At 59.0% G+C, this 25,172-nt stretch carries 21 protein-coding genes and 1 tRNA gene; 10 read left to right on the top strand and 12 right to left on the bottom strand.

Annotated features, from left to right (window positions below; translation table 11 throughout):
* Positions 1-95 precede the first annotated feature (95 nt).
* From JJB74_RS26300 to JJB74_RS26280, 5 genes are all read right to left on the bottom strand, one after another.
* Complete coding sequence (locus tag JJB74_RS26300) at positions 96-1,259, bottom strand: hypothetical protein (protein WP_200597109.1); 1,164 nt, start codon at positions 1,257-1,259, stop codon at positions 96-98.
* Between the two features lie 27 nt (positions 1,260-1,286).
* The gene (locus JJB74_RS26295) at positions 1,287-2,687 is read right to left on the bottom strand and encodes an undecaprenyl-phosphate glucose phosphotransferase (RefSeq protein WP_325170179.1); all 1,401 of its coding nucleotides are present in this window, start codon (positions 2,685-2,687) and stop codon (positions 1,287-1,289) included.
* A 322-nt stretch (positions 2,688-3,009) separates the two neighbouring features.
* Positions 3,010-3,768, bottom strand: coding sequence for a WbqC family protein (locus JJB74_RS26290; protein ID WP_200597107.1), 759 nt, complete (start codon positions 3,766-3,768; stop codon positions 3,010-3,012).
* 3 nt (positions 3,769-3,771) lie between these two features.
* Positions 3,772-5,289, bottom strand: a complete 1,518-nt coding sequence (locus JJB74_RS26285) for a lipopolysaccharide biosynthesis protein (protein ID WP_234484872.1) — start codon at positions 5,287-5,289, stop codon at positions 3,772-3,774.
* 106 nt (positions 5,290-5,395) lie between these two features.
* Positions 5,396-6,595 carry a polysaccharide biosynthesis/export family protein gene (locus tag JJB74_RS26280; RefSeq protein ID WP_200597104.1) on the bottom strand — a complete coding sequence of 400 codons (1,200 nt, stop codon included), beginning with the start codon at positions 6,593-6,595 and terminating at the stop codon, positions 5,396-5,398.
* A 612-nt stretch (positions 6,596-7,207) separates the two neighbouring features.
* On the opposite strand from JJB74_RS26280, the gene JJB74_RS26275 reads away from it, so the two are divergent.
* From JJB74_RS26275 to JJB74_RS26265, 3 genes are all read left to right on the top strand, one after another.
* Entirely contained in the window at positions 7,208-8,206 is a 999-nt protein-coding gene (locus JJB74_RS26275; RefSeq protein WP_200597102.1) for a LysR family transcriptional regulator, read from the top strand.
* Between the two features lie 14 nt (positions 8,207-8,220).
* The gene (rfbA, locus tag JJB74_RS26270) at positions 8,221-9,123 is read left to right on the top strand and encodes a glucose-1-phosphate thymidylyltransferase RfbA (RefSeq protein WP_200597100.1); all 903 of its coding nucleotides are present in this window, start codon (positions 8,221-8,223) and stop codon (positions 9,121-9,123) included.
* A gap of 157 nt (positions 9,124-9,280) precedes the next feature.
* Positions 9,281-10,732, top strand: coding sequence for a tyrosinase family protein (locus tag JJB74_RS26265; RefSeq protein WP_200597098.1), 1,452 nt, complete (start codon positions 9,281-9,283; stop codon positions 10,730-10,732).
* A gap of 409 nt (positions 10,733-11,141) precedes the next feature.
* Here the strand turns inward: JJB74_RS26265 and JJB74_RS26260 are convergent, their stop codons facing one another.
* Both JJB74_RS26260 and xrtE read right to left on the bottom strand, forming a co-directional pair.
* Positions 11,142-11,333: a hypothetical protein gene (locus tag JJB74_RS26260; RefSeq protein WP_200597096.1), complete on the bottom strand. Its 192-nt coding sequence runs from the start codon at positions 11,331-11,333 to the stop codon at positions 11,142-11,144.
* A 120-nt stretch (positions 11,334-11,453) separates the two neighbouring features.
* Entirely contained in the window at positions 11,454-13,034 is a 1,581-nt protein-coding gene (xrtE, locus tag JJB74_RS26255) for an exosortase E/protease, VPEID-CTERM system (protein ID WP_200597094.1), read from the bottom strand.
* A gap of 468 nt (positions 13,035-13,502) precedes the next feature.
* On the opposite strand from xrtE, the gene JJB74_RS26250 reads away from it, so the two are divergent.
* Positions 13,503-15,020 carry a tyrosinase family protein gene (locus tag JJB74_RS26250; RefSeq protein WP_200597092.1) on the top strand — a complete coding sequence of 506 codons (1,518 nt, stop codon included), beginning with the start codon at positions 13,503-13,505 and terminating at the stop codon, positions 15,018-15,020.
* A gap of 174 nt (positions 15,021-15,194) precedes the next feature.
* A tRNA-Leu gene (locus tag JJB74_RS26245) sits at positions 15,195-15,281 on the top strand.
* A 254-nt stretch (positions 15,282-15,535) separates the two neighbouring features.
* Here the strand turns inward: JJB74_RS26245 and JJB74_RS26240 are convergent.
* On the bottom strand, positions 15,536-17,848 hold the full coding sequence (locus JJB74_RS26240) for an NADP-dependent malic enzyme (protein WP_200597090.1): 2,313 nt from the start codon (positions 17,846-17,848) through the stop codon (positions 15,536-15,538).
* A gap of 250 nt (positions 17,849-18,098) precedes the next feature.
* Here JJB74_RS26240 and JJB74_RS26235 point away from each other — a divergent pair, with 250 nt between their 5' ends.
* The 5 genes from JJB74_RS26235 (at position 18,099) to JJB74_RS26215 (ending at position 21,658) form a co-directional block, all read left to right on the top strand.
* Positions 18,099-18,593, top strand: coding sequence for a rubrerythrin family protein (locus JJB74_RS26235; RefSeq protein WP_200597089.1), 495 nt, complete (start codon positions 18,099-18,101; stop codon positions 18,591-18,593).
* Between the two features lie 32 nt (positions 18,594-18,625).
* Positions 18,626-18,790, top strand: a complete 165-nt coding sequence (locus tag JJB74_RS26230; protein ID WP_200597087.1) for a rubredoxin — start codon at positions 18,626-18,628, stop codon at positions 18,788-18,790.
* Positions 18,791-18,922: 132 nt separating this feature from the next.
* Positions 18,923-20,116 carry an FAD-dependent oxidoreductase gene (locus tag JJB74_RS26225; RefSeq protein WP_200597085.1) on the top strand — a complete coding sequence of 398 codons (1,194 nt, stop codon included), beginning with the start codon at positions 18,923-18,925 and terminating at the stop codon, positions 20,114-20,116.
* 67 nt (positions 20,117-20,183) lie between these two features.
* Positions 20,184-21,152, top strand: coding sequence for a thiamine-phosphate kinase (gene thiL / locus JJB74_RS26220; RefSeq protein WP_200597083.1), 969 nt, complete (start codon positions 20,184-20,186; stop codon positions 21,150-21,152).
* Positions 21,149-21,658 carry a phosphatidylglycerophosphatase A family protein gene (locus JJB74_RS26215; protein ID WP_200597081.1) on the top strand — a complete coding sequence of 170 codons (510 nt, stop codon included), beginning with the start codon at positions 21,149-21,151 and terminating at the stop codon, positions 21,656-21,658. Before thiL ends, JJB74_RS26215 begins: the two co-directional genes overlap by 4 nt.
* Before the next feature lie 42 nt (positions 21,659-21,700).
* On the opposite strand, the gene JJB74_RS26210 is transcribed toward JJB74_RS26215, so the two are convergent.
* The 4 genes from JJB74_RS26210 to JJB74_RS26195 are packed head-to-tail and all read right to left on the bottom strand — an operon-like array spanning position 21,701 to position 25,049.
* Positions 21,701-22,405, bottom strand: a complete 705-nt coding sequence (locus JJB74_RS26210) for an ABC transporter ATP-binding protein (RefSeq protein ID WP_200597079.1) — start codon at positions 22,403-22,405, stop codon at positions 21,701-21,703.
* On the bottom strand, positions 22,405-23,118 hold the full coding sequence (locus JJB74_RS26205; protein ID WP_200597077.1) for an ABC transporter ATP-binding protein: 714 nt from the start codon (positions 23,116-23,118) through the stop codon (positions 22,405-22,407). The genes JJB74_RS26210 and JJB74_RS26205 overlap by 1 nt, the downstream gene beginning before the upstream one ends.
* Complete coding sequence (locus JJB74_RS26200) at positions 23,115-24,158, bottom strand: branched-chain amino acid ABC transporter permease (RefSeq protein ID WP_234484871.1); 1,044 nt, start codon at positions 24,156-24,158, stop codon at positions 23,115-23,117. The genes JJB74_RS26205 and JJB74_RS26200 overlap by 4 nt, the downstream gene beginning before the upstream one ends.
* Positions 24,159-24,182: 24 nt before the next feature.
* A complete protein-coding gene (locus tag JJB74_RS26195; RefSeq protein WP_200597075.1) occupies positions 24,183-25,049 on the bottom strand; it encodes a branched-chain amino acid ABC transporter permease in 867 nt (288 codons plus the stop codon).
* Between the last annotated feature and the right edge of the window lie 123 nt (positions 25,050-25,172).

The raw sequence follows: 25,172 nt of genomic DNA, 5'->3' as shown, positions 1-25,172 counted from the left end.
ACGCGAGTCATATCACTCAGCGCGAAGGAACTCCATTTTTCGAGCGAGCTTCATCGCCATCGCATGCCGCTTGCCGGCACGGGCCAAGCCATGCCTTATGGCCCCCGATCCCGCCGAAACGGCGGCGCCAGCGGCTGACGCGGCGCGCCGCCGCCGCCGATGCTGTCGGGGCCGTTGTTGTCCACCACGTGCAGGCTGCGCACGATCTTCTGCACATCCCGGACCCAATCGCTGTTCTGCCTTACCTTTTGCTCGAAGGCGAAGCCCCAGTCGCGCTGGAACTGCTGCGCGAAAGAGCCATCGGGGCCGTCCTCGGCGCTGAATGCGAATCCCGGTCCATAGGTGTCGTCGACGATGTAGGCACCATAGTTCTGCAGCGTCCAGGCCAGCATGCGCGCCGGCTCGGTGCGCAGTTCCATCATCGCCAGAGGCAACCCAGCCGGTATCGCCAGCAACGCGCCCATCTTCATCGCAGATGGCGGCTGCCCGCCGCTGACTACGCGACTGCCGTAATAACCGATCGCATAGGCATCGCCACGCAGCGCCGGCCAGCGATAGCAATCCTCCGCTGTCCTGCATCGATGCAGATACTGGCGCGCATGCACATTGATCTTCAACGCATGCCGTGGCGGCGGCATTCCGGGCCGCAGCTCCCCTACGCGAAGCGAACCGCCGAACGCAGACAAGCCCGATCCACCATGCGCGCCCTGGATGCCATCGCCATGGATGTCGACCGCATCCGCCTGCACCAGACTGGTGGCTGGCCCGCTGCGCTTGCAGCGCGCCAGCGGCTGCGCCTGCAACAGCGTGCGCCGGTCTCGCGCGAGAAAGACGGCCGGATCATTGCCATGGCCGCTGGCGACGATGAAGTCGGGCGGCATCGGCGCTTCGAACAGCACCGCACCGGTGGCATCGCAGCGATCCTTGCCGGACCAGCCTGCGCTGCTGTGGTAGATCGGCGTAGACGGCGCATTCGGCCGCAGCACGATGCGCTCGGCGTCGATATGCGGCATCCACGCCACGCCGCTGCGGCCGGGCACGCCATCCATACCAGCCGGCACATAAACCGCCGCACTGCCGATGGGCATGTTCCAGATGCTGTGGCGCGAGAACGGCCAGCGCAGCGGATCCCGCCCCTCCCCTTGCGCACCGGTCTGGGCGCAGGCCTGGCTGCCGCAGGCAAGTGCCGCGCACAGCAACGCCGCCGCGCAGACAGGCGCGGCGGCGACAGGATTGCGTTTGGGACGCCCTATGCGCATCGATGCTCGGCGCCGCGATCGGCTTGCTCAATAGGCATTGTTCCCCGTCCATCCTTTCCATGCGGTCCACAGAATGATCTTGATATCCATCAGGAAGGACCAGTGCTGTATGTAGTGAATATCGAATTGCACCCGGCGCGCCATCTTCTCCACGGTCTCGGTCTCGCCGCGGCAGCCGTTGATCTGCGCCCAGCCGGTGATGCCGGGCTTAACGCGATGACGCACCATGTACATGCCGAGCTGGCTGCGATAGAAGTCGTTGTGCTGCATCGCATGCGGCCGCGGCCCCACCACCGACATGTCGCCCTTGAGCACATTGATGAATTGCGGCAGCTCGTCCAGGCTGGTGCGGCGCAGGAAGGCGCCCAGGCGGGTGACGCGCGGATCGTCGCGCCGCGCCTGCGTCACCGCGCCGCCTTCATTGTGCACATGCATGCTGCGGAACTTGTAGACCCGGAACGGCTTGCCATTCTTGCCGAGCCGGTATTGGGTGAACAGCACCGGGCCGGGAGAGGTGAGCTTGATGCCGATGGCAATGGCAATGAGCAGCGGCGACAGCAACAGCAGCGTCATCAGCGAAAACGCGCGATCGAAAACTTCCTTCAACATGCCCTGCATGTTGGCCGAGGCTGGCTGATTCAAATCGAGCGTCGGCATGCCGAGGAAGTTGATCATCCTGTTGCTGAGGAAGCTGATGCTTACCGCATCCGGCACCCAGCGGATGTCGATGAGCGCATCGCATAGCGTGTGATGCAGCTCCGACAGCAAGCCATATTCGCTCACGGGCAAGGTAATCCAGACTTCGTGCACGCGGCTTTCCAGCACATGCTGTTGAATCGATTCCAGGCTTTCCAGCCGCTGTATGCCGGGCGCAATCGGCGTGTCTGCCGCATGCTCGCCCGGATAGATCGCCGTGATCTCATAGCCGAAACCGCCCAGCGCGCGCTCGTGCATGTCCCGGCCGGTGCTGCCATAGCCGACGATGACGACGCGTCGCAAATTGCGCCGGTGGCGCTGCAGATAGCGCGACACCATCTCCGCAAGCTTGCGGTTTGCGATCAGCGCCAGCACGCCGTTGCCATACCAGGTCGCTACCCATACCCGCGACAGCTCGCCTGCCCTGTGGATCAGGAAGGTCGTGATCAGGCCGCAGGCCAGCAGCAGCGCGAAGGAAAACGCGACATGGAAATACATGCCCGAAGCCTGCCGGCCGCGCCAAGACTGGTACATCTCCAGGCTGGGAAACATGAACAGGGCGGCGGCGACGCAGAAATACAGCAGCATCGAATTGATCGGCGCGGCATCGGCAAGCCCGTGCTCGAAACGCAAATAGCTGCTGAGTTCGCCGACCAGCCACAAGGCGGCGGCATCCATCAGCAGCATCCAGAATTTTAGATTCAGAAATAGTGGATTTTCATGGTTTGACATGGCGTCAATTCCGGCAAGACCGTAAATCGGAAGGAGGAATTTCTTATTCCCCCACCGTTTCAATATATTTCCGGACTGTCGAAATTTCCTGACAAACCTCAAATGCGCACCTTGAGGTATCGATACAAAAATTCGATATCAATGCCATTGCAGGAAGAAATGGATAAAGCAGAATGCAGGAATTCCCAGCGGTAAAAAACCCGATGAAATACGCATCTCTAGCGCAGGTTTTTTAAATTTGGATTTAAATTAAAATGCAATAATGCGCGGCCGCTTTCACTCCACATTGCGAATGTGAAAACGCTGGCAATGGTGCCCGTCGTCATTCGCTGCCGGTACGAAGGCCCGAATCCGGCGCTGTGGCGTCGTCCGCGTCGATCAGCGCATAGTCTTCCAGCAAGTGTCGCAGGGTGAACGGATCGTTGAACATCAGTACGTCGATGATCGACAGATTGGGCGTAAAAGGTTCTTTGAACTGGCGATAGCGCACATTCCCCATGTGAAGAAAGCGCAGCTCCAAGCCGTGCTCCTCGAAGTATTGCGATCGGTACAGCGCCGTGCCGCTGCGCGGATTGATATACATGCCACCATTGAGTGCCTTGACGGTTTGCACCACGCGTTCCTGCTTGTCCATGCGTATTGGCAAGCCCAATTCCGAGGCGAGGCGGATCGGCGTAGTAATTCCGGCGTAGCGGCAAAGACGACGTATCGAATTTTCTGCATATTCCGCGAGATTGACTGCCGGGAATTGAATAACGTCTTCCAGAACGGAAAAAAATGCCGAAAAGTTTGGCGCTCTGGAATAACAATTCCTGATGATTTTCAGCAGCTTTTCGCGTTCACCCCCAATATTGTCAACGAATTGCTTTTCTCTAATCAGCGCATCAAACCTGTCCTTTTTCAGCGGAAAGGTAATCAGTTTCGGCTGACCATTCACAAGAATTCTATTTCGATTGATCCACGACTCCTTTTCATATTGCAATACATCGCCAAGCACGAATTCATCGACAGCGTTGATCAGCTGAAAATATCCCAGGTAGGGAAAGAGATAGGGCTGCATCGCTGCGATTTTTCGTACCACTTTCTATCTCCTCTTGATGCTCAGGGCCGGAATGCCGAGGCGCCAACGGCGTTGCACCATCTGGCGCACCGACGATGCGCCGAGGCCGGACAACAGCATCAGTGCCAGTCCGATGGCCACCAGCAAAAACAGCGCGGAAAAGCGGTTCTGCGGCCAGGCGATCAAGCCGCGCAACATGAATGCCGCGACCGTCGGCGGCGCGACGACAGCGGCGACATCGTGCAGCAGCCAGTCGAAGTGCGAGCCGCGCATGAAGCGCCGGTGCACCAGCGGTATCCACAACAGGAAATAAGCGAGATTCGAAATGGCCCAAGCATAGCCGGCGCCGAGAGCGCCATAGCGCTGCGCCGCCCAGATCAGCGCCGGCAGCAGGATGACGAGAAACAGCACATTGCCGATCACATGCAAGCGCAACTCGCCCCGGGCAAATTGCAGGTAGTAAGGGAAGGCGCCAAAGGCGAGCACGCCATTGCCGAACGCATACAGCTGCAGTATCGGCGCGGCGCTGGCCGCAACAGCGGCATTGCCGGTCCAGATGCCAAGCACCTGCTCGGGAAAGCACACCAGCACCAGCATTGCCGGCGCCGCGATCAGGCCAACGATCTGCGTGCCGCGCCGATACAGCCCGATCAACTCTTCCGCGCGACCGCTCGCAGCCACCTGCGCCATGCGCGGCTGCAGCGCCGAGGTAATCGGCGTGGCGATCAGCGTGACCGCGCTGGCGATCAGCACCGCGAGCGTGAAGACACCGTAATCATCCAGCGGCAGCAGCTTGGACAGCATCAGCTTGTCGAGCTGCGTCATGGCTACCCATATCGTGCTGGTGAAGGCCACGCCCATCGAGAATTTGAGCAAGCCGCCCAGCGCTCGCCAGTCCCAGCGCAGCGGCGCGCTGCCCGCTTGTGGCAGCAGACGGTAGGTCTGCCACACCAGCAGCCCCAGTTCGAGCACGGCCACGACGAGCTGGAAGTTGAAGAACACGCGCGGCGTGCCGCCAACAAGCATCAACAGCGGAATGACCAGCATGAAGCGCGCGGTGGCGATGGCGGCATTGCAGGCATTGAGCCAGACTAGCGCTTCGAAGCCGCTGATGACGCCGCGATACAAGCCGGACACCCAGCGCAGCGCAACCAGCATGCCCATGAGCACGGCCGCGTAACGCACCTCATCGATATCGATGTGCCGCGCCTGCAGCCAGTCACTGGCGATGCGCGGCGCGGCAAGTCCGATGGCGAGCGCGCCGGCGATGGCCACCAGCAGGAACAGCGCTTCCAGCGAGCGCAACAGCCGGCGCAGACTCAGCGCATCAATCGCGCCGCCGCGAAAGCGCGCCGCTTCCCGGCTCATGGTCTGGGTCAGTCCCAGGTCCATGAGCTGGAACCATACCTGCAGCATGGCGAAGAAGCCGACCAGTCCATACGCCTCGGTGCCCATGTAGCGCAGGTAGAACGGCACCATCAGCATGCCGGCCACAGAGACGTAGACCTGGCTGACCCAGCTCGCCAGGATGTTTTTCTTCAAGGTCAATGCATTCCTCCCAGCCGATTTTCGGCTTGCAGCTTTCCCGCCGCCGCGGCCACGCCCTGCACCGCGGTACGGGAACGACGTTGACTCAGCGGGCCTGTGGTCAGTGGGCCTGTGGTATCGCGCTCGTGACGACGCCGCCCAGCGCGCCCGGCAGCATCTGGCTGATGGTGCGATGCCAGTTGGTCAGCGCGGTCGGCGCCACATAGACGATGTCCTTCGGATAGAGTTCGAAGCCTTCGGCAAGCGCCAGCGCGTCCGGTGTCTGCGCATCGAGCATATACACCTCCGGCTTGTTGGACTGCCGGCGAATCACATACACCTGCCGCGCGTCGCCGCTTTGCGGATTGATGCCGCCAGCTTCGCCGAGCGCTTCATTCAGCGACAGGCGACCGTTATGCATCTGCAGCGCGCGCGGCACGATGACTTCGCCGGAGACGAATACCTTGCTCTGGTCGCGCGACAGCACGCTGACGACATCGCCGCTGGAGAGCATGATCTCGGCCGGATCCATGCCGGTCTTCACCAGCTCCGGCAGATTGATGTGGTACATGCTGCCGCCGCGATTGAGCATGATCTGGCTTTGATCGGCGCTCGGAAGAAAGCCACCGGCGCGATTGACCGCTTCAAGCAGGGTCATCGGAATATCGTTGATGGTCTGCACGCCCGGCGTCTTGACTTCGCCGTCGACGTAGATGCGCTTGCTGCGATAGGACTGCACGCTCAGGGTCACATTCGGCTTGTTGATGTAATGGCCCAGGCGACTCGTCAGCATTTCGCGCGCCTGGTCCTCGGTGAGTCCTGCGATCTTCAATACGCCCACGTAGGGAAACTGGATCGACCCGTCGTGACCGACGGTGAACGTGGAACCGGGCATCTGATTCGCCGGCATGTCCATGGCGGCCATGGTCGAAATGGCGCGATTGGCGTTCATGCCGCCCGAGAGCTCGGGATGATCCCAGACAATCACGTTGAGTATGTCGCCCTTCTCTATCGTGTACGGCACTGGCGACGCCATCAGCGCATTGAGATTGGCGCTGGAACGAGCGGTCTTGTTCGCCTTTTCATCCTGCAGCAGCTTGGACGTAATCGGTTTGATCTCGGTGGAAGGAGGCTGCGCGGCGTCCGTGGCGCCGCTCTGCGCGACGCTGCCGCTGAACTGTGGTCCCGGGGCAACCGAGCTGCATGCGACGATGGCCGGGACCAAGAGCAATGCGGCGTGGCGTCGTAGCTGTCTGGCGATCAATCCGAGTATGGTGGAACCCGATACGCCGGGCCGCGCGAGTCGCTTCGTAGAGAACATGATGAACCCGTTATTGGTTTGGTTGACTGGTTCTGCCGGCTTGCGCGGCGCGCTGCCGCGCCCCTATCGGACGGCGCCGTCACGCCCGGCTGCTCAGCTTGCGAGGATGGCGCGGGCATGGCTCCAGGCTGTGCTCAACGGACGTCGCCATCGCATCGCTGCTGTGCAAGCGCGCCGGCATGCATGGTGCTTAGGACGCGCGCAGTGCACCATTCGCGCTGCAATGAATCGCGCAGCCGCTGATCAAACACTTTCCGGTGCGGGACACATTCTACGGGCGAGGGCAAGCACGGAATAGCATGAAAAACTGATCAAAGCGCGGTGACGCGGCGCGATCGATCGGCTTGCTTTATGCCTGCTGCCGCAAGCGATCTCGCGCCTGCTTGCAGAAGAACGATGATCAACATACGAACACTGTTGCGAACAACGATCATGCAATCCGTCGCGATTGACATACATTAAATCGATAGCCGGAACCCCGCCTTATTCTTTTTTCAAGGACAACATTCACGCAGCGATGCGTAGCCCGCGACCTGCGGGCACAAGGGCAGGCCGCGCCGCCTCGATGAAGAATTGGCACGGATACGATTTTTGTCTCAGTGATGACAAGCGATGAAACCCGTTGATCTGGATGATGATGGCGATCTGACGCTGAATGCCTGGAAGGAATTCAGCGGCACACGCAACACTCGGCTGCATGACAAGGTAAAGATGCGCATCAGCCTCAAGCAGTGGCGGGTGCTGCATGCCGTCATAGATTGCAATGGCTTTTCCGCGGCGGCCGAGAAGCTGCATATCAGCCAGTCGGCGATCAGCTACACCATTGCGAAGATGCAGGAACAGCTCGGCATACCGCTGTTGCGGGTGGAAGGCCGCAAGGCGCAGGTCACGCGCGAGGGTCGGGCGCTGCTGGAGAAATCGCGCAATGTGATACGCAGCGCCATCGAACTTGAAGCGCTCGCGGAAAAGATGCGCCAGGGATGGAAACAGGAATTGCGGCTGATGGTGCATCACGAATGCCCGCAGCATTTCGTGATGGCAGCCATCGAGGAAATCTCCAGGTCAACGCCTGGCATACGGGTCATGTTGCAGGAAGGCGGCGACGATGAGCTGGAGCAGGCGCTTTGCAACGATGCCGTCGATCTCGCTATCTGCGCGCAGGCGCCGCTGGGCCTCATCGCTGAAAAGCTGGTGAGCGTGGACTATGTCGCCGTGGTTGACGCGGAACATCCGCTGACGCGCATGAGCGGTTTGCTGAACTGGACGCATCTGGCCAACCATGTGCGCATCATGCTCGATACGCCGCGGGCAACGCTGCGCACGCCGGGCGCGGAAGCCGTGCGTCGCGGTCAGTCGCCATTGCGGGTGAGGAACTTGGACATGATGCTCTCCGCGTTGCGGGAAAAAGCCGGTTATGCATGGCTGCCGCTGCAGCGCGCCCGGCCGCTGCTTGAAGCCGGCGCACTGAAACAACTGGAAATCAGCCCCGCCTATTGCTGTACCCGTGACTTCCATCTGGTGCGCGCCTGCACCGATCAGCGCGACGCCGGATCCGACTGCCTCGCGGGCGCCCTGCATGCGCATGCGAAGGCTTGCGCAGGACATCTGTGAAGGAGTCCGTTGTCATGCATACGCCTCCTGACCGCCTACGCCGCAAAGGCATCATCCTGGCGGGAGGTTCGGGCACGCGCCTCTACCCTGTTACCACATCGGTATCCAAGCAGCTGTTGCCGGTGTATGACAAGCCGATGATCTATTACCCGCTCGGCACGCTGATGCTGGCGGGCATACGCGACATCCTCATCATTTCCACGCCGGCCGATACGCCGCGCTTCCATGCGCTGTTGGGCGATGGCGCGCAATGGGGTCTGTCCCTCTCCTATGCGGTGCAGGCTGCGCCGGAAGGTCTGGCCCAGGCTTTTCTCATCGGCAGGGAGTTCATCGGTGGCGATGTCGCCGCGCTCATCCTCGGCGACAACCTCTTCTATGGCCACGATTTCGAACGGCAGCTGAACGCTGCCTCTTCCCGGCAGGAAGGTGCCACGGTTTTCGCCTATCACGTCGCCGATCCGCAGCGATATGGCGTGGTCGAGTTCGATGCGCGCCAGCGCGCGATCGGCATCGAGGAAAAGCCGGCGCAACCGAAGTCGAACTATGCGGTGACGGGCCTCTACTTCTATGACAACGTCGTCTGCGACATCGCGGCAGGCATACGGCCGTCGGCGCGCGGCGAGCTGGAGATCACCGATGTCAACCGGGCCTATCTGGACGCGGATCAGCTGAGTGTAGAGATCATGGGACGCGGCATGGCCTGGCTCGACACCGGTACGCACGAATCGCTGCTGGATGCAGCGCAGTTCATCTCCACGATCGAGAAGCGTCAGGGCCTCAAGGTGTGCTGCCCCGAAGAGATTGCGTATCGCAGTGGATATATCGATGCGGCGCAACTGGAACGGCTGGCGCAGCCGATGAAGAAGAATGGATACGGCTCCTACTTGCTGCAACTGCTTTATCAACCGGCGTTTTGACAAGCTACGTGCATCACATTGTCTGCGGCCATGCTGATGCAGCTCAGGTGAAGAACATCGGGTTTCGAGCTTCGATCAAGGGAGAACCATCCAGGGAAGGATGCTCCGTTTCGAGGGCATCTCCCGTGCCTCAACTGGCATCTTCATGGAGCTACACATGGCCTCATTCATCGTCACGCGGCGCGACTTCATCAAGTGCTCCGCTTCGGCAATCGCCATCGCATCGTTTCCACCATTGGTCCACGCCCAGACCAAATACACGCGTCTCGAATGGCAGCAGTTCAAGACGACGCCGCAATATGCCTCCTATATCAACGCGATCCGTGCCATGCGCAACAACACCAATCAAAACAGCAACGGCTCGTGGCAATACTGGAGCAATGTGCACAAGAAGTATTGTCCGCACGATGCTTCGTACTTTCTTGCCTGGCACCGCGGCTACCTGTACCACTTCGAGCGGCAGCTGCGCACGATTTCCCAGGACCCGAACCTGACCCTGCCTTACTGGGACTATTACAAGTACCCGCGCATTCCGTCCGAATTCACCGATACGGCGACGAACAATCCGCTTTACGTGCAACGCGCCGGCACGAATGTCTACAATGCGCTGACACTTGCGCCCTTCGCTTCCTCTGTCGTGAATTTCCAGCGCGGCACCAGTAACGCCTTCGAGCCATCGATAGAATCGGCGCCGCACAACCCGGTGCACAACCTCATCGGCGGCTACATGGCCAATGTCAGCACCGCGCCGCTGGATCCGATCTTCTATCTGCATCATGCCAACATCGACAGGCTGTGGAATGCGTGGGCGCTGTCCGGGGGCAAGAACGTGCCCTATACCAGCAACCCGTACAACTCCTCCACCAGCAGTTCCTACTGGTCCGGCTCGTTCACCTATGCATCGAATCTGAACCTGTCGCGCTACCTGACCTATACACCGACCTGGCTGAACTACAGCAATGCCGACAACACGCAGCCCAGCTCGCTGCCTCCTTCGGCCAGCACCACGACCGACGGCTCCTTCAAACTCGTGCAGGCACAAATGCAAGCGCTTCTGACACGCCCGGCGATCGGCAATTTCCCAGCCGTCGCGGCACGGGCGATTTCCGCGACCAACCGCTCGCTCGGCGGCGTGGCCGGCATCGCCCTCACTGAAAATTCCGTCAGCGCACGCATTCCGCTGACGCCTTCCAATTTGAATACCTTGCGTTCAGCGGTGGCCGCCGGCGCCTCTGCATCAGCAGGCGACCTGCGCTCGGCCAAGCTCATATTGGACAATCCGCGTCTCACGGGCGCCGGCGCGAATGGCGGCTTCTTCTATAACGTCTATGTGAATCTGCCGCCCAGCGGCGACGCTGGCGACAGTCAGAAATACTTTGTCGGCACCGTGGGCCCCTTTGAGCTCAGCGCCGCGCAACAGCATGGAAGCGGGAGCATCGAGTATGCCGCCACGGATACGCTGGCTGGACTGCTCGCGTCCGATCTGCAGGAGCTCACGGTCTCATTCGTACGTGTGGATGGCGGCAATGGCCCGCGCGGACAAGTGCTCTCCATAGGCGAGCTTCGCATTGAAGTGTCCACGGACGCGCCATCGGCGAGTGGCACGTAAGAGATGATCCGCCGGAACACGGGCAGCCTGGTTTTCCGGTTGTCCGGGGCTGACTTGCGCTTGGCCGCGCCGTGGCTAGCCTGAGTTGATGTCGGCAATCGGCGCGGAGATCGTTGCGCTATGTCAGTTGCGTTATGTCGCGGCCATGCGCGCGGTGTGATGGCCATGCATTGTCGTCGCATGCACAAGCCACACGAGACGTATCGCCGTCGAAAGCGCGTGCCACAAGTTGAACCGTGCCAGACCGCTCCCCATGCATTGCATCGGGCTGCCACGTCATCCAGTCAGGCGGCACGCGCGGAAACGAACGCGCACAGGTTTTTCATGCGCCAAGGCTTGCCGAGCGCTAACCGGGCGTTGCAATACTTCGCGGAATTCTCCGTTCGAAAAGACCGAAGGAATTCCTTGTTTAACGGGATTTCCTGAGAAAACCCAATACGCCTCCTACCAATGCAATTCCGAGCAGAAGATTGCTGCCATCTATTTCGGGAGCATTGAAGCTTGCATGCTCATTGGCATTTGCCAGAGCATGTTCATTTGGCGCGGCGAAAACCGCTACCGGCGCCAAGAGCGCTGCAATGAAAATCGCTTTCCTAAGCATGATCATTCCTCCAAATTAAAAGAACCTCCCTGAACCGAATATAGAGGACCGTTAACGGCCACTTTTGATATGGTTCAACCTACCCCAGACATTTCACAGGCGCGCTACACCCGAAAAGTCTCACTGCCAATAGGACCAATGCCCCGAGTGCAGGACATGTAGCGCAAGCAGAAAATTCGTAGTCATATGAGCAACGACCGCATCCCAGATTCGTCCCGATCGCAGCCGCACAATTCCGTACAACATTCCGGCAATGCTCGCAGCAATCCAGTTTCCATGCAGCATGCCGAATGCCAACGCAATTGCGATAATTGCCAGCCAGCGCGTTGCAACGTGATCCGCATTTTTCCGGGCCTCGATGCCAAAAATACGGAACAGATATCCACGAAATGCCAACTCCTCCGCAATCGGCACGATGATGACTGAACCCAGAAAGCGAAATGCCACCCATGCGATGACAATTTTTTCCGGCGCGGCGAAAAGCGCTTGAGCGAACGAGCGATCGTTTACGACCGATGGCGGAATCAGGACTATCCACACAAGAAATGCGGCAGTGCCGCAAAACACCGGGAACATTTTCGGCAAAAGCGGTGCCAGCGCGAATCGTTTCCATAGGCAGAGTATCGTCAATCCGGTTGCAATTGTGCGCAGCGGGTACAGCCATTGAAATTCCGTGGAAAATGCCGAACTGAACAAGGTAGTTGCCAGCATTACCAGGAATGGAATGAGCATGACATTTTCGGAATCGGTGCGAATTTCCAGACCCCTGTCACCACGTTCGAAAACTCGGCTGCGCCTGGTAAGCCAGATGATGCCGAAGGAAACGATAACGAAACTGATGAGCCCGGCATTGGAATGAAAGCCGGTCTTTGCAAGCTGTGGCGAAACCGAGCTGCCGATGGCGATCAGCGCGGCAATACGCACCGTGTTGAATAACCACATGAGCGTTATGCCAAGCGGATACAGTAAAAAAATTGCCGGAAATCGGAAATATTTGCCGAAATTCCACAAATACCAGGTGATAAAGGCAACGATCATTCCAATGCCTTCATAACCGGAGCAGCGATATCCGATTGCCGCTGTGAATCGCGACGTTCCCAGCAGCTGAGCATTGAGGTCGACGATAACATCGTCCCTATACAGCAGCCTGAGCAGAAGCGTGGAAACCTGCATGGTCGGCTGGCCCAGTACATCCCACGACTGCTGCATGAATACGCCGAATCCGAAGCTCAGGCAGGAAAATGCCAGAGCAATCAGCATCGCCATTTTTTGGTTACCGAAGAATCCGCGCCAGAAGGAATGTGGGGCAATTATCTTGAATGAGAGACCGGCCGTTGAAACTGCGCCGATCGCCAGCAGAATATCCCAGCGCAATGCGCTATTGGAATCAGCTATCGGCGCTGTGCTGAAACTGCTCGGTATCAGATGAGCTGCCGAAAGAAGGAATATCCCGAAACAGGACAATTGCAGGATCGTGGCAATGTGCCAGTGATGACTTCGATTGGCATCGATCAGTGCGCGCCATAAAGTTTTCATCCGCGCAAAGTTTATCAATGAGATGGCAATGATGAAATAAAGCGATATTGGAAAAACAGCGCGACCGAGTATTGCATATCTGCCGTCATATCCTTCCGCTTGCGGATGCAGGGTGAATTTGACAATTACCGCTTCACTCAGTAGCAGAAAAATCAGCAGTGCCACGCGTGTTTCAACGGAAATGATTCCCGAAAGAACCCGCGGCCTCGATTGTATGCTCCATTCCCTGTTTCCCCATCGACCATGTTTCGGCACATTCATCTTCACCCTCCGCTTCCGGGGATTCTCCTAGGATCTGAATCGAATGGGAATACAGACGCATTCGAAATATTTGATCCGCTTCAAATCGACCGAAAAGCTCGCAGCTTCCGTCCTGCTTGGCTACGAAATTCGAAGATTCAGAGCGCCGATTTTTTCGAATGACCGCTGCAATCGATCAATTCCCAACAGCGTTCTGGTGTCTTTGTTACATGGATAAAAAATCCTGTTCAGCAATGACTGATCAATCAGTTTTTTATATTTGATCATTGTCGAGGAGCTACATACGCTGATTTGATTCCCATCTTATCAAGCCGTTTCAAATCCATTAGCCAGGGGACGCTCAGGCCCATTTTCAGACGCAAGGAGCATTTCATGTTGAACGCAAGAATCAATAGGCGCAATTTTGTTCTGGGTAGCGCATCAGCATTGGCTCTTGGCAGCCTGCCACGCTTCACCTACGGTCAGACGACAACGCGGATCCGCCTTGAATGGCAGCAATTCAAAGTTTCCAGCCAGTACTCGTCGTATTTGAATGCCGTACGCACAATGAAGGCAAATACGACATCGACTTCACGTAATTCCTGGCAATACTGGATCAATGTGCACAGAAACTATTGCCCGCATGACACCGCTTATTTTCTTGCATGGCATCGCGGCTATATGTATTACTTCGAGCGCCAGTTGCAGATCGTTTCCGGCGATCCGAATCTGGCCTTGCCTTACTGGGATTACTACACGAATCCGAATATCCCTAGCGAATTCACCGACCCGGCAAGCGGTAATCCCCTGTATGTCGCGCGCAGCGGCACCAATGTCTATAACGCGCTGGATCTGTCACCGTTTGCGTCTACGGTCTGGAATTTCCAGCGCGGCACAACCAATGCCTTCGAGCCCAAGCTCGAGTCGGCGCCGCATAACCCGGTGCACAACCTGATCGGCAATTTCATGGCCAATGTGATGACCTCGCCGACTGATCCGATCTTCTACCTGCATCACTGCAATATCGACAGGTTGTGGCACGCCTGGGCGCTGCCGGATGGGAAAGGCATTCCGCCCACGGCCAATCCGTATTCGTCGACCAACAGCTCACCGTATTGGGCAGGCACCTTCACCTATGCCTCCGACCTGACGATGCCGCGCTATCTGGCCTACTATCCGGGCTGGCTGAACTATGACTATGCCAACGACAACAAGCCGAGTTCGCTTCCGCCGGTGTCGGGCGCGTCATCAATCAAGCTGGTACAGGCGCAGATGAGCACGATGTTGAACCGTCCTGCCACCGCGACCTTCGCGCCCTCCGCGGCCCGTACGATCTCCAGTACGCGCCGCTCGCTCGGCGGTGTAAGGAACGTAAGTCTCGGCGACAACTCGCTCAGCGTGCAATTGCCGATCGCGAGCACCGCCCTGCGGCAGATCAGCAGCGCGGCGTCGGCAGGAGTCAGCGCGGCGACGGCAGGCGCGGCTGCCACGGCCGCAGCCGGCGGGACGAGATCGGTGATCGTGGTGGCGGATGGCCTGGCGCTGCGGCCGCTCGGCGCGAACGGCGGCTACTTCTATAACCTGTACCTGAACCTGCCGGCGAGCGGTGATGCGACGTCGGTGAAGCAGCGCTATTTTCTCGGCACGCTTGGCGCCTTTGAAGCCACGACAGCGGCGCATCACGGCACCAACGCCGTTGAATATCCGGCTACCGAGGTGCTGGCCAACATGACGGATGCGCAGTTGTCCGAAGTGACGGTTTCACTGGTGCGGGTGAATGGCTCCAGTGCGCCGCGAGGCGGCCCCGTGATAGGCATCGGCGAGCTGCGGCTGGAGATATCGACCGAAGCAGCATTCGACAGCAGTCAGCTGGTGCCGAAGACGTCGGAAAACTGTTATTGCGACCGCTGAGCGCGGGACATGGAGCTCGAGCCGCGCCATCAAGGTCTGATCCGGCGGCGAAGACATATACCGTGATGCAGACCGGTGCGGCCGCAACGGCAGCGAGCGCCGTCCGGACGTTGCCATCGCAGCCGTTCACAAGTTGCCGGCCAGCGCCAAATCGGGGATAATCGCGCCTGCGTTGCCGAGATGGCGGAACAGGTAGACGCACGGGACTCAAAATCCCGCGCCAGAAATGGCGTACCGGTTCGATTCCGGTTCTCGGCACCACCCCAGCAATTCATGCCTGTCCAGGCGTTCAAAGTACCCGCGCTTCCAATCCTAAGCGCGGGTTTTCTTTTTGCGGGCCAGTGCAACGCGCATCGATGGTTTCCTGATGGCGCGCCGCATCGTGGCCCAGCGCAGTTTCCAATACCGGTATTGCTCCACCCGCAGATTGCGCCATCGCGATCAGGCTGCAGTAAACGAATTCGGCCGCGCCCCTTCCGAAGCGCGGCCGATTCACAGCTTTCCAGTCGAATGGCTTAACGCTGATACACCGCATCCACCACGCACAACGCCGTCATGTTGACGATGCGACGCACGGTAGCCGACGGAGTGAGAATATGCACCGGCTTCGCGCAACCCAGAAGTACCGGGCCGATGGCGATACCGCTGCCGGCCGCGGTCTTAAGCAGGTTGTACGAGATATTGGCCGACTCGATATTGGGCAGCACCAGCAGATTGGCGTCGCCGGTCAGCGTGGTGTCCGGCATGCTGGCTTTTAGCGCCGCGGCATTGAGCGCCATGTCGCCATGCATCTCGCCATCGACTTCCATGTCTGGCGCCATGTCGCGCAGCAGCGCCAGTGTGTCGCGCATCTTTTTCGCCGACTCACTGTTGGACGTGCCGAAGTTCGAATGCGACAGCAGGGCCACGCGCGGCATCAAGCCAAAGCGACGCATTTCTTCAGCTGCCAGCATCGTGATCTCGGCCAGCTGCGCCGCGCTCGGATTCTCGTTCACATGCGTGTCGACCAGAATGACATGGCGATCCTGCAGGATCAGGCCGTTCATCGCGGCGTAGACATTCACGCCTTCACGGCGACCCAGCACCTGATCGATGTATTTCAGGTGCATGTCGGTCGTGCCATAGGTGCCGCAGATCATGCCGTCGGCATCGCCCTTGTGCACCATCATCGAGCCAATCAGCGTATGCCGGCGACGCATCTCCAGCTTCGCGTACTGCTCGCTGATGCCTTTCCTCGCCGTCATGCCGAAGTAGGTCTGCCAGTAGTCGCGATAGCGTGCGTCGTATTCCGGATTGATGACTTCGAAGTCCGTACCCGGCTTCAGGCGCAGGCCGAAACGCTCGATGCGCTGCGCCAAAATCGCCGGACGGCCCACCAGGATCGGCCGCGCCAAACCTTCGTCCACTACCACCTGCACCGCGCGCAGGACACGCTCTTCCTCGCCCTCGGCATACACGATGCGCTTCTTCTCCATCGGCGCCTTCTTCGCTACCGCGAACACCGGCTTCATGAAGGTGCCGCTGCGGTACACGAATTGCTGCAGCCGATCGACATACGCCTGCCAGTCCGTGATCGGCCGCGACGCCACGCCGCCGGCTTCGGCAGCCTTGGCTACCGCTACCGCGATGCGCTCCATCAGGCGCGGATCAAAGGGCTTCGGAATCAGATATTCCGGGCCGAAGGACAGGTTGGTCACGCCATAAGTCGTGGCCACGATGTCGGATTGCTCTTCCTGCGCCAGACCCGCGATCGCATGCACCGCAGCGATTTCCATTTCGCGCGTGATCGTGGTCGCACCGCAATCCAGCGCGCCGCGGAAGATGTACGGAAAGCACAGCACATTGTTGACCTGGTTCGGATAGTCCGAACGGCCGGTGGCGATCACGACGTCGTCGCGCACGGCGCGCGCCTCTTCCGGCAGGATCTCGGGCGTCGGGTTGGCCAGCGCCAGGATCAGCGGGCGCGGCGCCATTTGCCTGAGCATGTCCTGCTTCAATACGCCGCCGGCGGACAGGCCGAGGAAGATGTCGGCGCCGCCGATGACTTCAGCCAGCGTGCGTGCCGGCGTGTCCTGCGCGAAGCGTTCCTTGTCCGGGTCCATCAATTCCTTGCGGCCCGTGTAGACCACACCAGCCAGGTCGGTAACCCAGATGTTTTCTTTCGGGAAGCCCAAATCCAGCATCAGCTCCAGGCAGGCCAGCGCGGCCGCGCCGGCGCCGGAGACGACCATCTTGCATTCACGCAGATCCTTGCCGACGACCTTCAGGCCGTTGAGCAGCGCGGCGGCGACGATGATGGCGGTGCCATGCTGATCGTCATGGAAGACCGGGATCTTCATGCGCTCGCGCAGCTTGCGTTCGATGGTGAAGCATTCCGGCGCCTTGATGTCTTCGAGGTTCACGCCGCCGAAGGTCGGTTCGAGCGCGGCGATGATGTCGCACAGCTTGTCGGGGTCGGTTTCGTTGACTTCGATGTCGAAGACGTCGATGCCGGCGAACTTCTTGAACAGCACGCCCTTGCCTTCCATGACCGGCTTGGAAGCGAGCGGGCCGATGTTGCCCAGGCCGAGCACGGCGGTGCCGTTGGAGATGACGGCCACGAGGTTGCCGCGGGCGGTGTAGCGGAAAGCGTTGGCGGGATCGGCGACGATTTCCTCGCAGGCCGAGGCCACGCCGGGGGAGTAGGCCAGCGACAGGTCGCGCTGGTTGGTCAGTTGCTTGGTCGGGGTGATGCTGATTTTGCCCGGGGTCGGAAATTCATGATATTCAAGCGCCGCCTGGCGCAGCTTTTGACGGATTTCTTCCTTGGGATCCATGGGCGTTTGCATCTGCGACCTTCCTGTGAGCTAAAACCAAAAGCCTCGGATTCTAACAGAGGCATTTGATGCATATCATAGGGGTTTCTACGGACGCTTCCGCCGATGACAGGCCATTTGCCCCGTGAAACTTGCGTATTCATTTCAATCAGGAAATCGCCTATTGGATGCATAAAGACAATCAATTTCACTGGATTATTTTTAATAGCTATCATTCGATTCATTCTGATTTACTTTATTAATTGAACGAAGGGAGCGCAACATGGCAAACGACACGAAATCCATCACCATCGCCAATCTGGAAGCCGCATTCGCCGGTGAAGCGATGGCCCACATCAAATACCGCTATTTCGCCAAGCTGGCACGGGCCGCTGGCGCAGAAGACGTGGCCAAGGCTTTCGAGGAAACCGCTGATCAGGAAGTCATGCATGCATTCGGTCACCTCGACCTGCTGTATCCTAAGGCGCAAATGACGCCCGCCAAAGCGCTGGAAATCGCAATCGAAGGCGAAACCTACGAGTACACCGAGATGTATCCGAAGTTTCGCCACCTCGCGGTTGAGGAAGGCAACCAGGCGGCAGTTGCCGAATTCGATGAGCAGATCGCCGAATCAAAAGAGCATGCCGCCGCTTTCCGCCGCACACTCGAACTGGCAGCCAAGCGCTTCGCCGCCTTGGCCAAGGTCGAGGAAAGGCACGCCAACCATTATCGCGATGCGCTGAACGCGCTCGAGCAACAGGCAAACAAGGCTGCTTGAACGCCGCCTGCACTATTCATCGAAAGGAAATCATGAAGACTTACCAATGCATCGTATGTGGTTTTGTTTACGACGAAAGCGTCGGCATGCCGGAAGAAGGCATCGCGGCCGGTACTCGCTGGGCGGACATTCCGGAAAACTGGTCCTGCCCGGACTGTGGTGTGTCCAAGGCCGATTTCGAGATGGTTGAAATCTGATCGACACCTGATCGAAAACCGGGGCGCCCGGAAGCGGCATGCTTCCGGGCTTTGTTTTCAGAACATGTTTATTGCGGCCCTCTCGGTGTTCACTCGCGCCGATGGTGCCGCGGACGCAAAGAATCCAACCAGATGCGAGACATCCTCATCATAGGCGCCGGCATGGCCGGTTATACGCTGGCGCGCGAGCTGCGCCGGATCGACAAGACGGTTCCGCTGACCATCAGCACCGCCGACGAAGGCGGCTTCTATTCCAAACCAATGCTGTCGAATGCCTTCGCGCAGAAGAAGGCGGCAGCGCAACTGCTCACACAAAGTGCGCAGCAGATGGCCACGCAACTGAATGCGACCGTGCTGTCTTCTACCCGCATCAGCAATATCGATACCGCGGCCAAGACCGTGACGACGTCGCAGGCGCAACTCTCCTATGACAAGCTGGTGCTGGCCACCGGCGCCGACCCGATCCGCCTCAACTTCGAAGGCGATGCCGCCGATGCGGTAATGTCGGTGAATCATATCGACGACTATGCCCGCTTCCGTGACAGCCTCGAGGCAACCGAGGCTGGACGGCAGGCACGCGTGGCCATTCTCGGCGCTGGATTGATTGGCTGCGAATTTGCGGATGATCTGGCGGGTGGCGGTCATGCCGTCACCCTGATCGACCCGAGCCCGCTGCCGCTGGCGGCGCTCGCCGCGCCGGCATTGTCGGAAGGTTTGCGGGCGGCATTGATCGCGCGCGGTGTCGAACTGCACCTGGGCACGACCGCCAGCCGCATCGACCGCGCGGGCAATGCACTGCGCCTGACGCTGGCCGATGGCGGCAGCATTGAAGCCGACATCGTGTTGTCCGCGGTCGGCCTGCGGCCGAATACCACGCTGGCGCGTGCGGCGGGCATTGCCTGCGGGCGCGGCATTCTGATCGATGCCGAAGGACGCACCAGTGCGCCCGATGTATTTGCACTCGGCGATTGCGCCGAGTACACCATGGCTGGCGGCAACACGGCGGTGATGCCTTACATTGCACCGTTGATGAGTGCGGCGCGCGCAATCGCAAAAACGCTGAGCGGCGAGCCGACGGCGATCGACATGAAGCCAGCGCCGGTTTTGGTAAAGACACCCTCCTATCCGCTGGCGCTGCTGCCGCCGCCGCGCGATGCAGTCGGCAATTGGGAACATGCCAGCGACGCACAGCGCCTCATTGCACGCTTCTACGATGAAACCGGTGTGCTGGCCGGCTTCGGCGTGTCGCATCATGATGCCGGCTCGCGCAATCAACTGCTGGCAGCGCTAGGCAGCGCTGCACCGGAAGCGGCCGACAACAAGTAACATCGCCGCACCCGCACGCACAGCCGTCTGGTTCCAGCCGGCAGTGCGCATTCGGTACAATCGCGCGATGCTTTCCGAATTCACATTAATTTCCCGCTACTTCGAGCGCCCCGCTCGACCAGATGGACGCGTCGTGCTCGGTGTTGGCGATGACTGCGCCCTGGTGCAAACCACGCCGGGTATGCAGACCGCGATTTCGACCGACATGCTGGTCGAAGGCCGTCACTTCTTTCCGGGCGCCGATCCACATTTGCTCGGCCACAAATGCCTGGCGGTGAATCTCTCGGATCTGGCCGCGATGGGCGCGACGCCAATTGGTTTCACACTCGCACTGGCCTTGCCTTCGGTAGAGGAAAGCTGGCTTGCGGCATTTTCCGCCGGTATGTTTGCGCTCGCCGACACCTACGGCTGCGAGCTGATTGGCGGCGATACCACCAAGGGGCCGCTGACGATCTCCATCACCGTCTTCGGCGAAGTTCCGGCAGGACAGGCGCTGCGTCGCGATGCGGCGCTTCCCGGCGATGACATCTGGATTTCCGGCACGCTCGGCGATGCGCGTCTCGCACTGGCCGCCTATCGTAAAGAACTTTCGCTGTCGTCCGAAGCGCTTGACGCGGTCGCCATGCGCATGCATGCGCCAAGCCCGCGACTGGCGCTCGGCACCGCCTTGCGCGGCATTGCCCATGCCGCCATCGACATTTCGGATGGCCTTGTTGGGGATCTCGGCCACATCCTGAAACGCTCGGGTGTCGGCGCTCGCCTCGATGTGGATGCCTTGCCGCTCGGATCGACGCTGCAAGGACAAGCGCAGCCACTGCGCCGCGCGTTTGCGCTTGCCGGCGGCGACGACTATGAACTCTGCTTCACCGCGAGTGAGCAGCATCGCGATGTGGTGCTGGAAGCGGCGCAGCGCGCAGCCATTCCGGTGACACGGGTTGGCTCCATTGTGGTCGAGCCTGGACTGAAGCTGATTGATGCTGGCGGCACCATCATCGAACTATCGTTGCGATCCTTCGATCACTTTTCCAGTCTATGAATACCAAACTCTATGGTGGTCGCAATGCGTTCGGGTTTCTCCTTGCAAATCCAGCACACCTGATTGCACAAGGCTTGGGCAGTGGTTTGTCGCCGATCATGCCGGGCACCGCAGGTACGCTATTCGCCTGGATCAGCTATGTCTTGCTGAGTGCGCGCTGGCCGGACTTCTTCAACATACAGCGATGGCTCATCATCATCGTGGCCGGATTTGTGTTGGGCGTCTGGGCTTGCGAACGCACCGGCCGCGATATGGGGGTTTCAGACCACGGCAGCATGGTGTGGGATGAAATCATCGCTTTCTGGCTGGTGCTGGTGCTGGTGATGCCAGCCAGCTTTGCCACGCAATGCTGGGCCTTCGTCTGCTTCCGCTTTTTCGACATGGTCAAGCCCCCACCGATCCGCTACTTCGATGAGCATCTGGGCGGGGGCTTCGGCGTGATGTGGGACGATATCGTTGCCGCGTTTTATACCTTGCTTGTGTTTGCGTTATGGCGGGTGCTGTAAAGCATGCGCAGCGCTACGCCCAGCTTACACGGAACGTGAGTACTACAGCCCGAGATAAGCCTTCTTGATATCCTCGTTGTCGAGTAGTTCTGTGGCTTTGCCTTCCATGACAATCGCGCCGGTCTGGATGACATAGCCATAGTGAGCGATCGTCAGAGCCTTGTGCAAACTTTGCTCGACAAGCAGTATCGACACACCCTCCGCATTTACCTTTTGTATGGTGTCCAGCACTTTGCTTACGAACTTCGGCGCAATGCCCCAGGACGGCTCGTCGAGCATCAGCATTTTCGGCTTGGCCATCAAGCCGCGACTGATGGCAAGCATTTGCTGTTCGCCGCCGCTCATCGTTCCCGCCAATTGATGCCGCCGCTCCTTAAGGATAGGAAACAGCGAATACATCCGATCAATCGAGGCAGCGACTTCATGCGGATCATCGCGGGTATAAGCGCCGAGCTGGAGATTGCGCTCTACCGTAAGCTTCGCAAAAATCTTGCGTCCTTCCGGTACAAGACAGATTCCCTGCGTGACGCGCTTGTGCGCCGGCATAACGCCAATATCGATACCGGCCAATTTGATGCTGCCCTTGTCCGCTGCATTCAAACCGGCGATCGCGCGTAGCGTCGTCGATTTGCCGTTACCATTACCGCCGACCAGCGCGACGATACTGCCTTCCCTGACATCGAGGCTGACTTTCGATACGGCCAGCACGCCGTCATAGCTGACTTTCAGATCGCGAACCTCAAGCATTATTCATCCCCCAGATAGGCAGCAATCACTACGGGGTCATTGGATACCTGCTGCGGCGTACCCTCTGCAATCTTCCTGCCATAGTCCAGCACCACAATGGCGTTGGCAATGGGCATGATTCCCTCCAGCACATGCTCGACGATCAGGCAGGCAATGCCCTGATCCCGAATTTTCAATACGACTTCCACAGTCTCGCGGACCTCGGTGGGATTCAAGCCTGCCATGACCTCATCCATCAACAGCAGACGCGGCTTGATCGCCAGCGCGCGTGCCACCGCCAGCCTGCGCTGCTCACTGATTGTCATGCTCCCCGCCGGCTTGTCTGCGAAGCGTCCAAGATTCACGAAGTGCAGCAGGCGCAGCGCTTCCTCTCTTGCTGCCACGGTATTCCTGCCAGTCAGGAAAGCGCCAACCATCACATTTTCCAATGCAGTCATGCTGGTAAACGTGCGCGCAATCTGAAAGGTGCGGCCGACGCCGGCGCGTGCGCATTGCTCCGGAGAGAGGCCGGTAATGTCACGTCCATCCAGAATGATCCTGCCGCTGCTTGGACTCCCATTCCCGGCGATGCAATTGAACATTGTCGTTTTGCCTGCGCCGTTCGGACCGATCAAACCGACGATCTGCCCCGCACCAACGCCGAAAGACACATTCTCATTGGCGACAATGCCACCGAAGCGCTTGGTCACCTCTTCCACTCTCAACAAACTCATTGCGCTTCCTCCATTGCACGATGCAGACGTTTGTTTTTGCGCCGCGCCAGCACCCCGCGGAACCAGCCAATCACACCACTGGGGTAATACACAGCGATGAGAATGATCAGTGCCGCATAGATCACAAGGTCGGTGCCGCGCCCCGATCCACCGAACGCCGCGCGAGTGCCTTCCTCGATCATCGTTAGCACGCCGGCTCCAACCAGCGGCCCGAACAGTGTGCCGACACCACCAAGGATGGATACCAGTGCCATCTTGATCGACAAGCCAGTGTGCAATACCGAGCCTGGATCGATATAGAGCTCCTTCTGCGCATACAGGCTGCCGCCGAGTGCGGTAAAGAAACTGCTGATGGCAAACGCGATCTGCTTGTAGCGGGTAAGGCTAACGCCCAGGCTGCGTGCTGCATCCGGCTCGTCCTTGATCGCTCGGAAGTAATAGCCGAGGTAACTACTTTCGATCAGATAATTCGCCAACAGCGTAAGCAGCAGCAGTCCGAGAGCGAGATAGTAATAAGGCTCCTTTGATGAAAAGACCAGCCGACTCCAGCCCTCTTCCATCGGCAGACTGAGCCCGACAGCAGCACCGGCATAATCCCAGTTGGTGAAAACGATCTGAATGATTTCAGCTACGGCAATTGTCGCCATCGCGAAATAATGTCCCTTGAGCCGAAAGCACGACCATCCAATGGCCAGGCTAATGCCTGCCGCGAGAAAACCGCCGCAAAGGATGGCGAGCCAAGGATTGATACCGAGACGGGAGAGCAGCAAGGTCGATGTATAAGCGCCCAGGCCAAAGAACGCTGCCTGGCCCAGAGAAATCTGCCCGGCATAACCGCCGATGATGTTCCACGCCACCCCTAGTTGGGCTGCCATCAGTATCAGAATCAAGAGATTGATATGCGCTGGATTCCGATCGAGTAGCGGAATGCAAAGCGCGGCCAGAAGGGCAAACACAAGAAGTGCACGCATCAGCCATGCGTTTTCACTGGTGGAGCGATAAGACATCTGCGTCAGCGCGGGGTTGGTTTTGTTCATCATGAGATCCTTGTCCAATGATCCGTATCAGGCCTTGCCCATCAGGCCCTGCGGCCGGAACATCAGTACCCCAAGGAACAGGGAGAGCACGATGGCCAGTTTGTATTGCGGGCCGATGAAGAAGCCGCCCATGACTTCGATAACGCCAACCAACAGCCCAGCGATCAATGCGCCGATGACGCTGCCGAAGCCACCAAGGTTCACCACCACAAAGGCAATCAGAACAAAGGTTGCGCCAACCTCCGGAAAGATCGGAAAGAAAGTCGAGAGCAAGGCGCCTGCCACGCCAGTACAAGCGGCCGCGACTCCCCAGGCAAGTGCGAACATCCGTCGCGTATCAATACCCATCAGGCGAGCAGCCTCCTTATCTGCTGCCGTTGCCTCAAGCGCGATGCCGACCTTGGTACGTGTCAGAAACAGGTAGACACCAACGCTGACGAGCACCGCGCCGACACCCGCAACGAGTTGCGGCAAGCCGATCTGTACGCCGAGCAGAGACACATTTCCGCTCACCATCGAATTCTCAACGGTTCGGAAGTCCGGCTTCCACAGGAATTGCGCGATACCACGGAAGAGAATCATCAAACCAAAGGTTGTGAAAATCTGCGACAGCATCGGCGCATTGATGATCTTGCTGATGACGAGTCGATAGACCACCACACCGAGTGCAAAGAGCATTAGTGCGGTCAAAGGCAGCGTTAGCAGTGGATCAAATGCATACAGCGCGAAGAGCCAGAAACTCGAATACATGCCGAACATCAGAAATTCACCGTGCGCAAAATTGACGATATCCATCACGCCGAATATCAAGGTCAGGCCAACAGCAACTAGCGCATAGATAAGGCCAATGAGCAGACCTGATACGAGGGTCTGCAAGACAATTTCAAAGGACATCACCACTCCCTGTGGATGGCGCCTGACTAAGCGCCGCTGAGGACAATACGAGGCTGGGCAAGGCATGGCGACTAGGCCGATGTGCTTGCCAGGAGTCCGGATGACGCCTTTCCATGAAAGACG

This window comes from Noviherbaspirillum pedocola (assembly GCF_016632335.1).
Taxonomy (GTDB): domain Bacteria; phylum Pseudomonadota; class Gammaproteobacteria; order Burkholderiales; family Burkholderiaceae_D; genus Noviherbaspirillum_A; species Noviherbaspirillum_A pedocola.
Note: the sequence above shows the minus strand (reverse complement) of the source record. Positions and strands in the feature narration are given on the sequence as shown.

Coding starts and splice junctions, on each gene's coding strand:
- JJB74_RS26300 (WP_200597109.1), bottom strand. CDS start 1,259: ATGCGCATAGGGCGTCCCAAACGCAATCCTGTCGCCGCCGCGCCTGTC.
- JJB74_RS26295 (WP_325170179.1), bottom strand. CDS start 2,687: ATGTCAAACCATGAAAATCCACTATTTCTGAATCTAAAATTCTGGATG.
- JJB74_RS26280 (WP_200597104.1), bottom strand. CDS start 6,595: ATGTTCTCTACGAAGCGACTCGCGCGGCCCGGCGTATCGGGTTCCACC.
- JJB74_RS26275 (WP_200597102.1), top strand. CDS start 7,208: ATGAAACCCGTTGATCTGGATGATGATGGCGATCTGACGCTGAATGCC.
- rfbA (WP_200597100.1), top strand. CDS start 8,221: ATGCATACGCCTCCTGACCGCCTACGCCGCAAAGGCATCATCCTGGCG.
- JJB74_RS26265 (WP_200597098.1), top strand. CDS start 9,281: ATGGCCTCATTCATCGTCACGCGGCGCGACTTCATCAAGTGCTCCGCT.
- JJB74_RS26260 (WP_200597096.1), bottom strand. CDS start 11,333: ATGCTTAGGAAAGCGATTTTCATTGCAGCGCTCTTGGCGCCGGTAGCG.
- JJB74_RS26250 (WP_200597092.1), top strand. CDS start 13,503: ATGTTGAACGCAAGAATCAATAGGCGCAATTTTGTTCTGGGTAGCGCA.
- JJB74_RS26240 (WP_200597090.1), bottom strand. CDS start 17,848: ATGCAAACGCCCATGGATCCCAAGGAAGAAATCCGTCAAAAGCTGCGC.
- JJB74_RS26235 (WP_200597089.1), top strand. CDS start 18,099: ATGGCAAACGACACGAAATCCATCACCATCGCCAATCTGGAAGCCGCA.
- JJB74_RS26230 (WP_200597087.1), top strand. CDS start 18,626: ATGAAGACTTACCAATGCATCGTATGTGGTTTTGTTTACGACGAAAGC.
- JJB74_RS26225 (WP_200597085.1), top strand. CDS start 18,923: ATGCGAGACATCCTCATCATAGGCGCCGGCATGGCCGGTTATACGCTG.
- thiL (WP_200597083.1), top strand. CDS start 20,184: ATGCTTTCCGAATTCACATTAATTTCCCGCTACTTCGAGCGCCCCGCT.
- JJB74_RS26215 (WP_200597081.1), top strand. CDS start 21,149: ATGAATACCAAACTCTATGGTGGTCGCAATGCGTTCGGGTTTCTCCTT.
- JJB74_RS26210 (WP_200597079.1), bottom strand. CDS start 22,405: ATGCTTGAGGTTCGCGATCTGAAAGTCAGCTATGACGGCGTGCTGGCC.
- JJB74_RS26205 (WP_200597077.1), bottom strand. CDS start 23,118: ATGAGTTTGTTGAGAGTGGAAGAGGTGACCAAGCGCTTCGGTGGCATT.
- JJB74_RS26200 (WP_234484871.1), bottom strand. CDS start 24,158: ATGATGAACAAAACCAACCCCGCGCTGACGCAGATGTCTTATCGCTCC.
- JJB74_RS26195 (WP_200597075.1), bottom strand. CDS start 25,049: ATGTCCTTTGAAATTGTCTTGCAGACCCTCGTATCAGGTCTGCTCATT.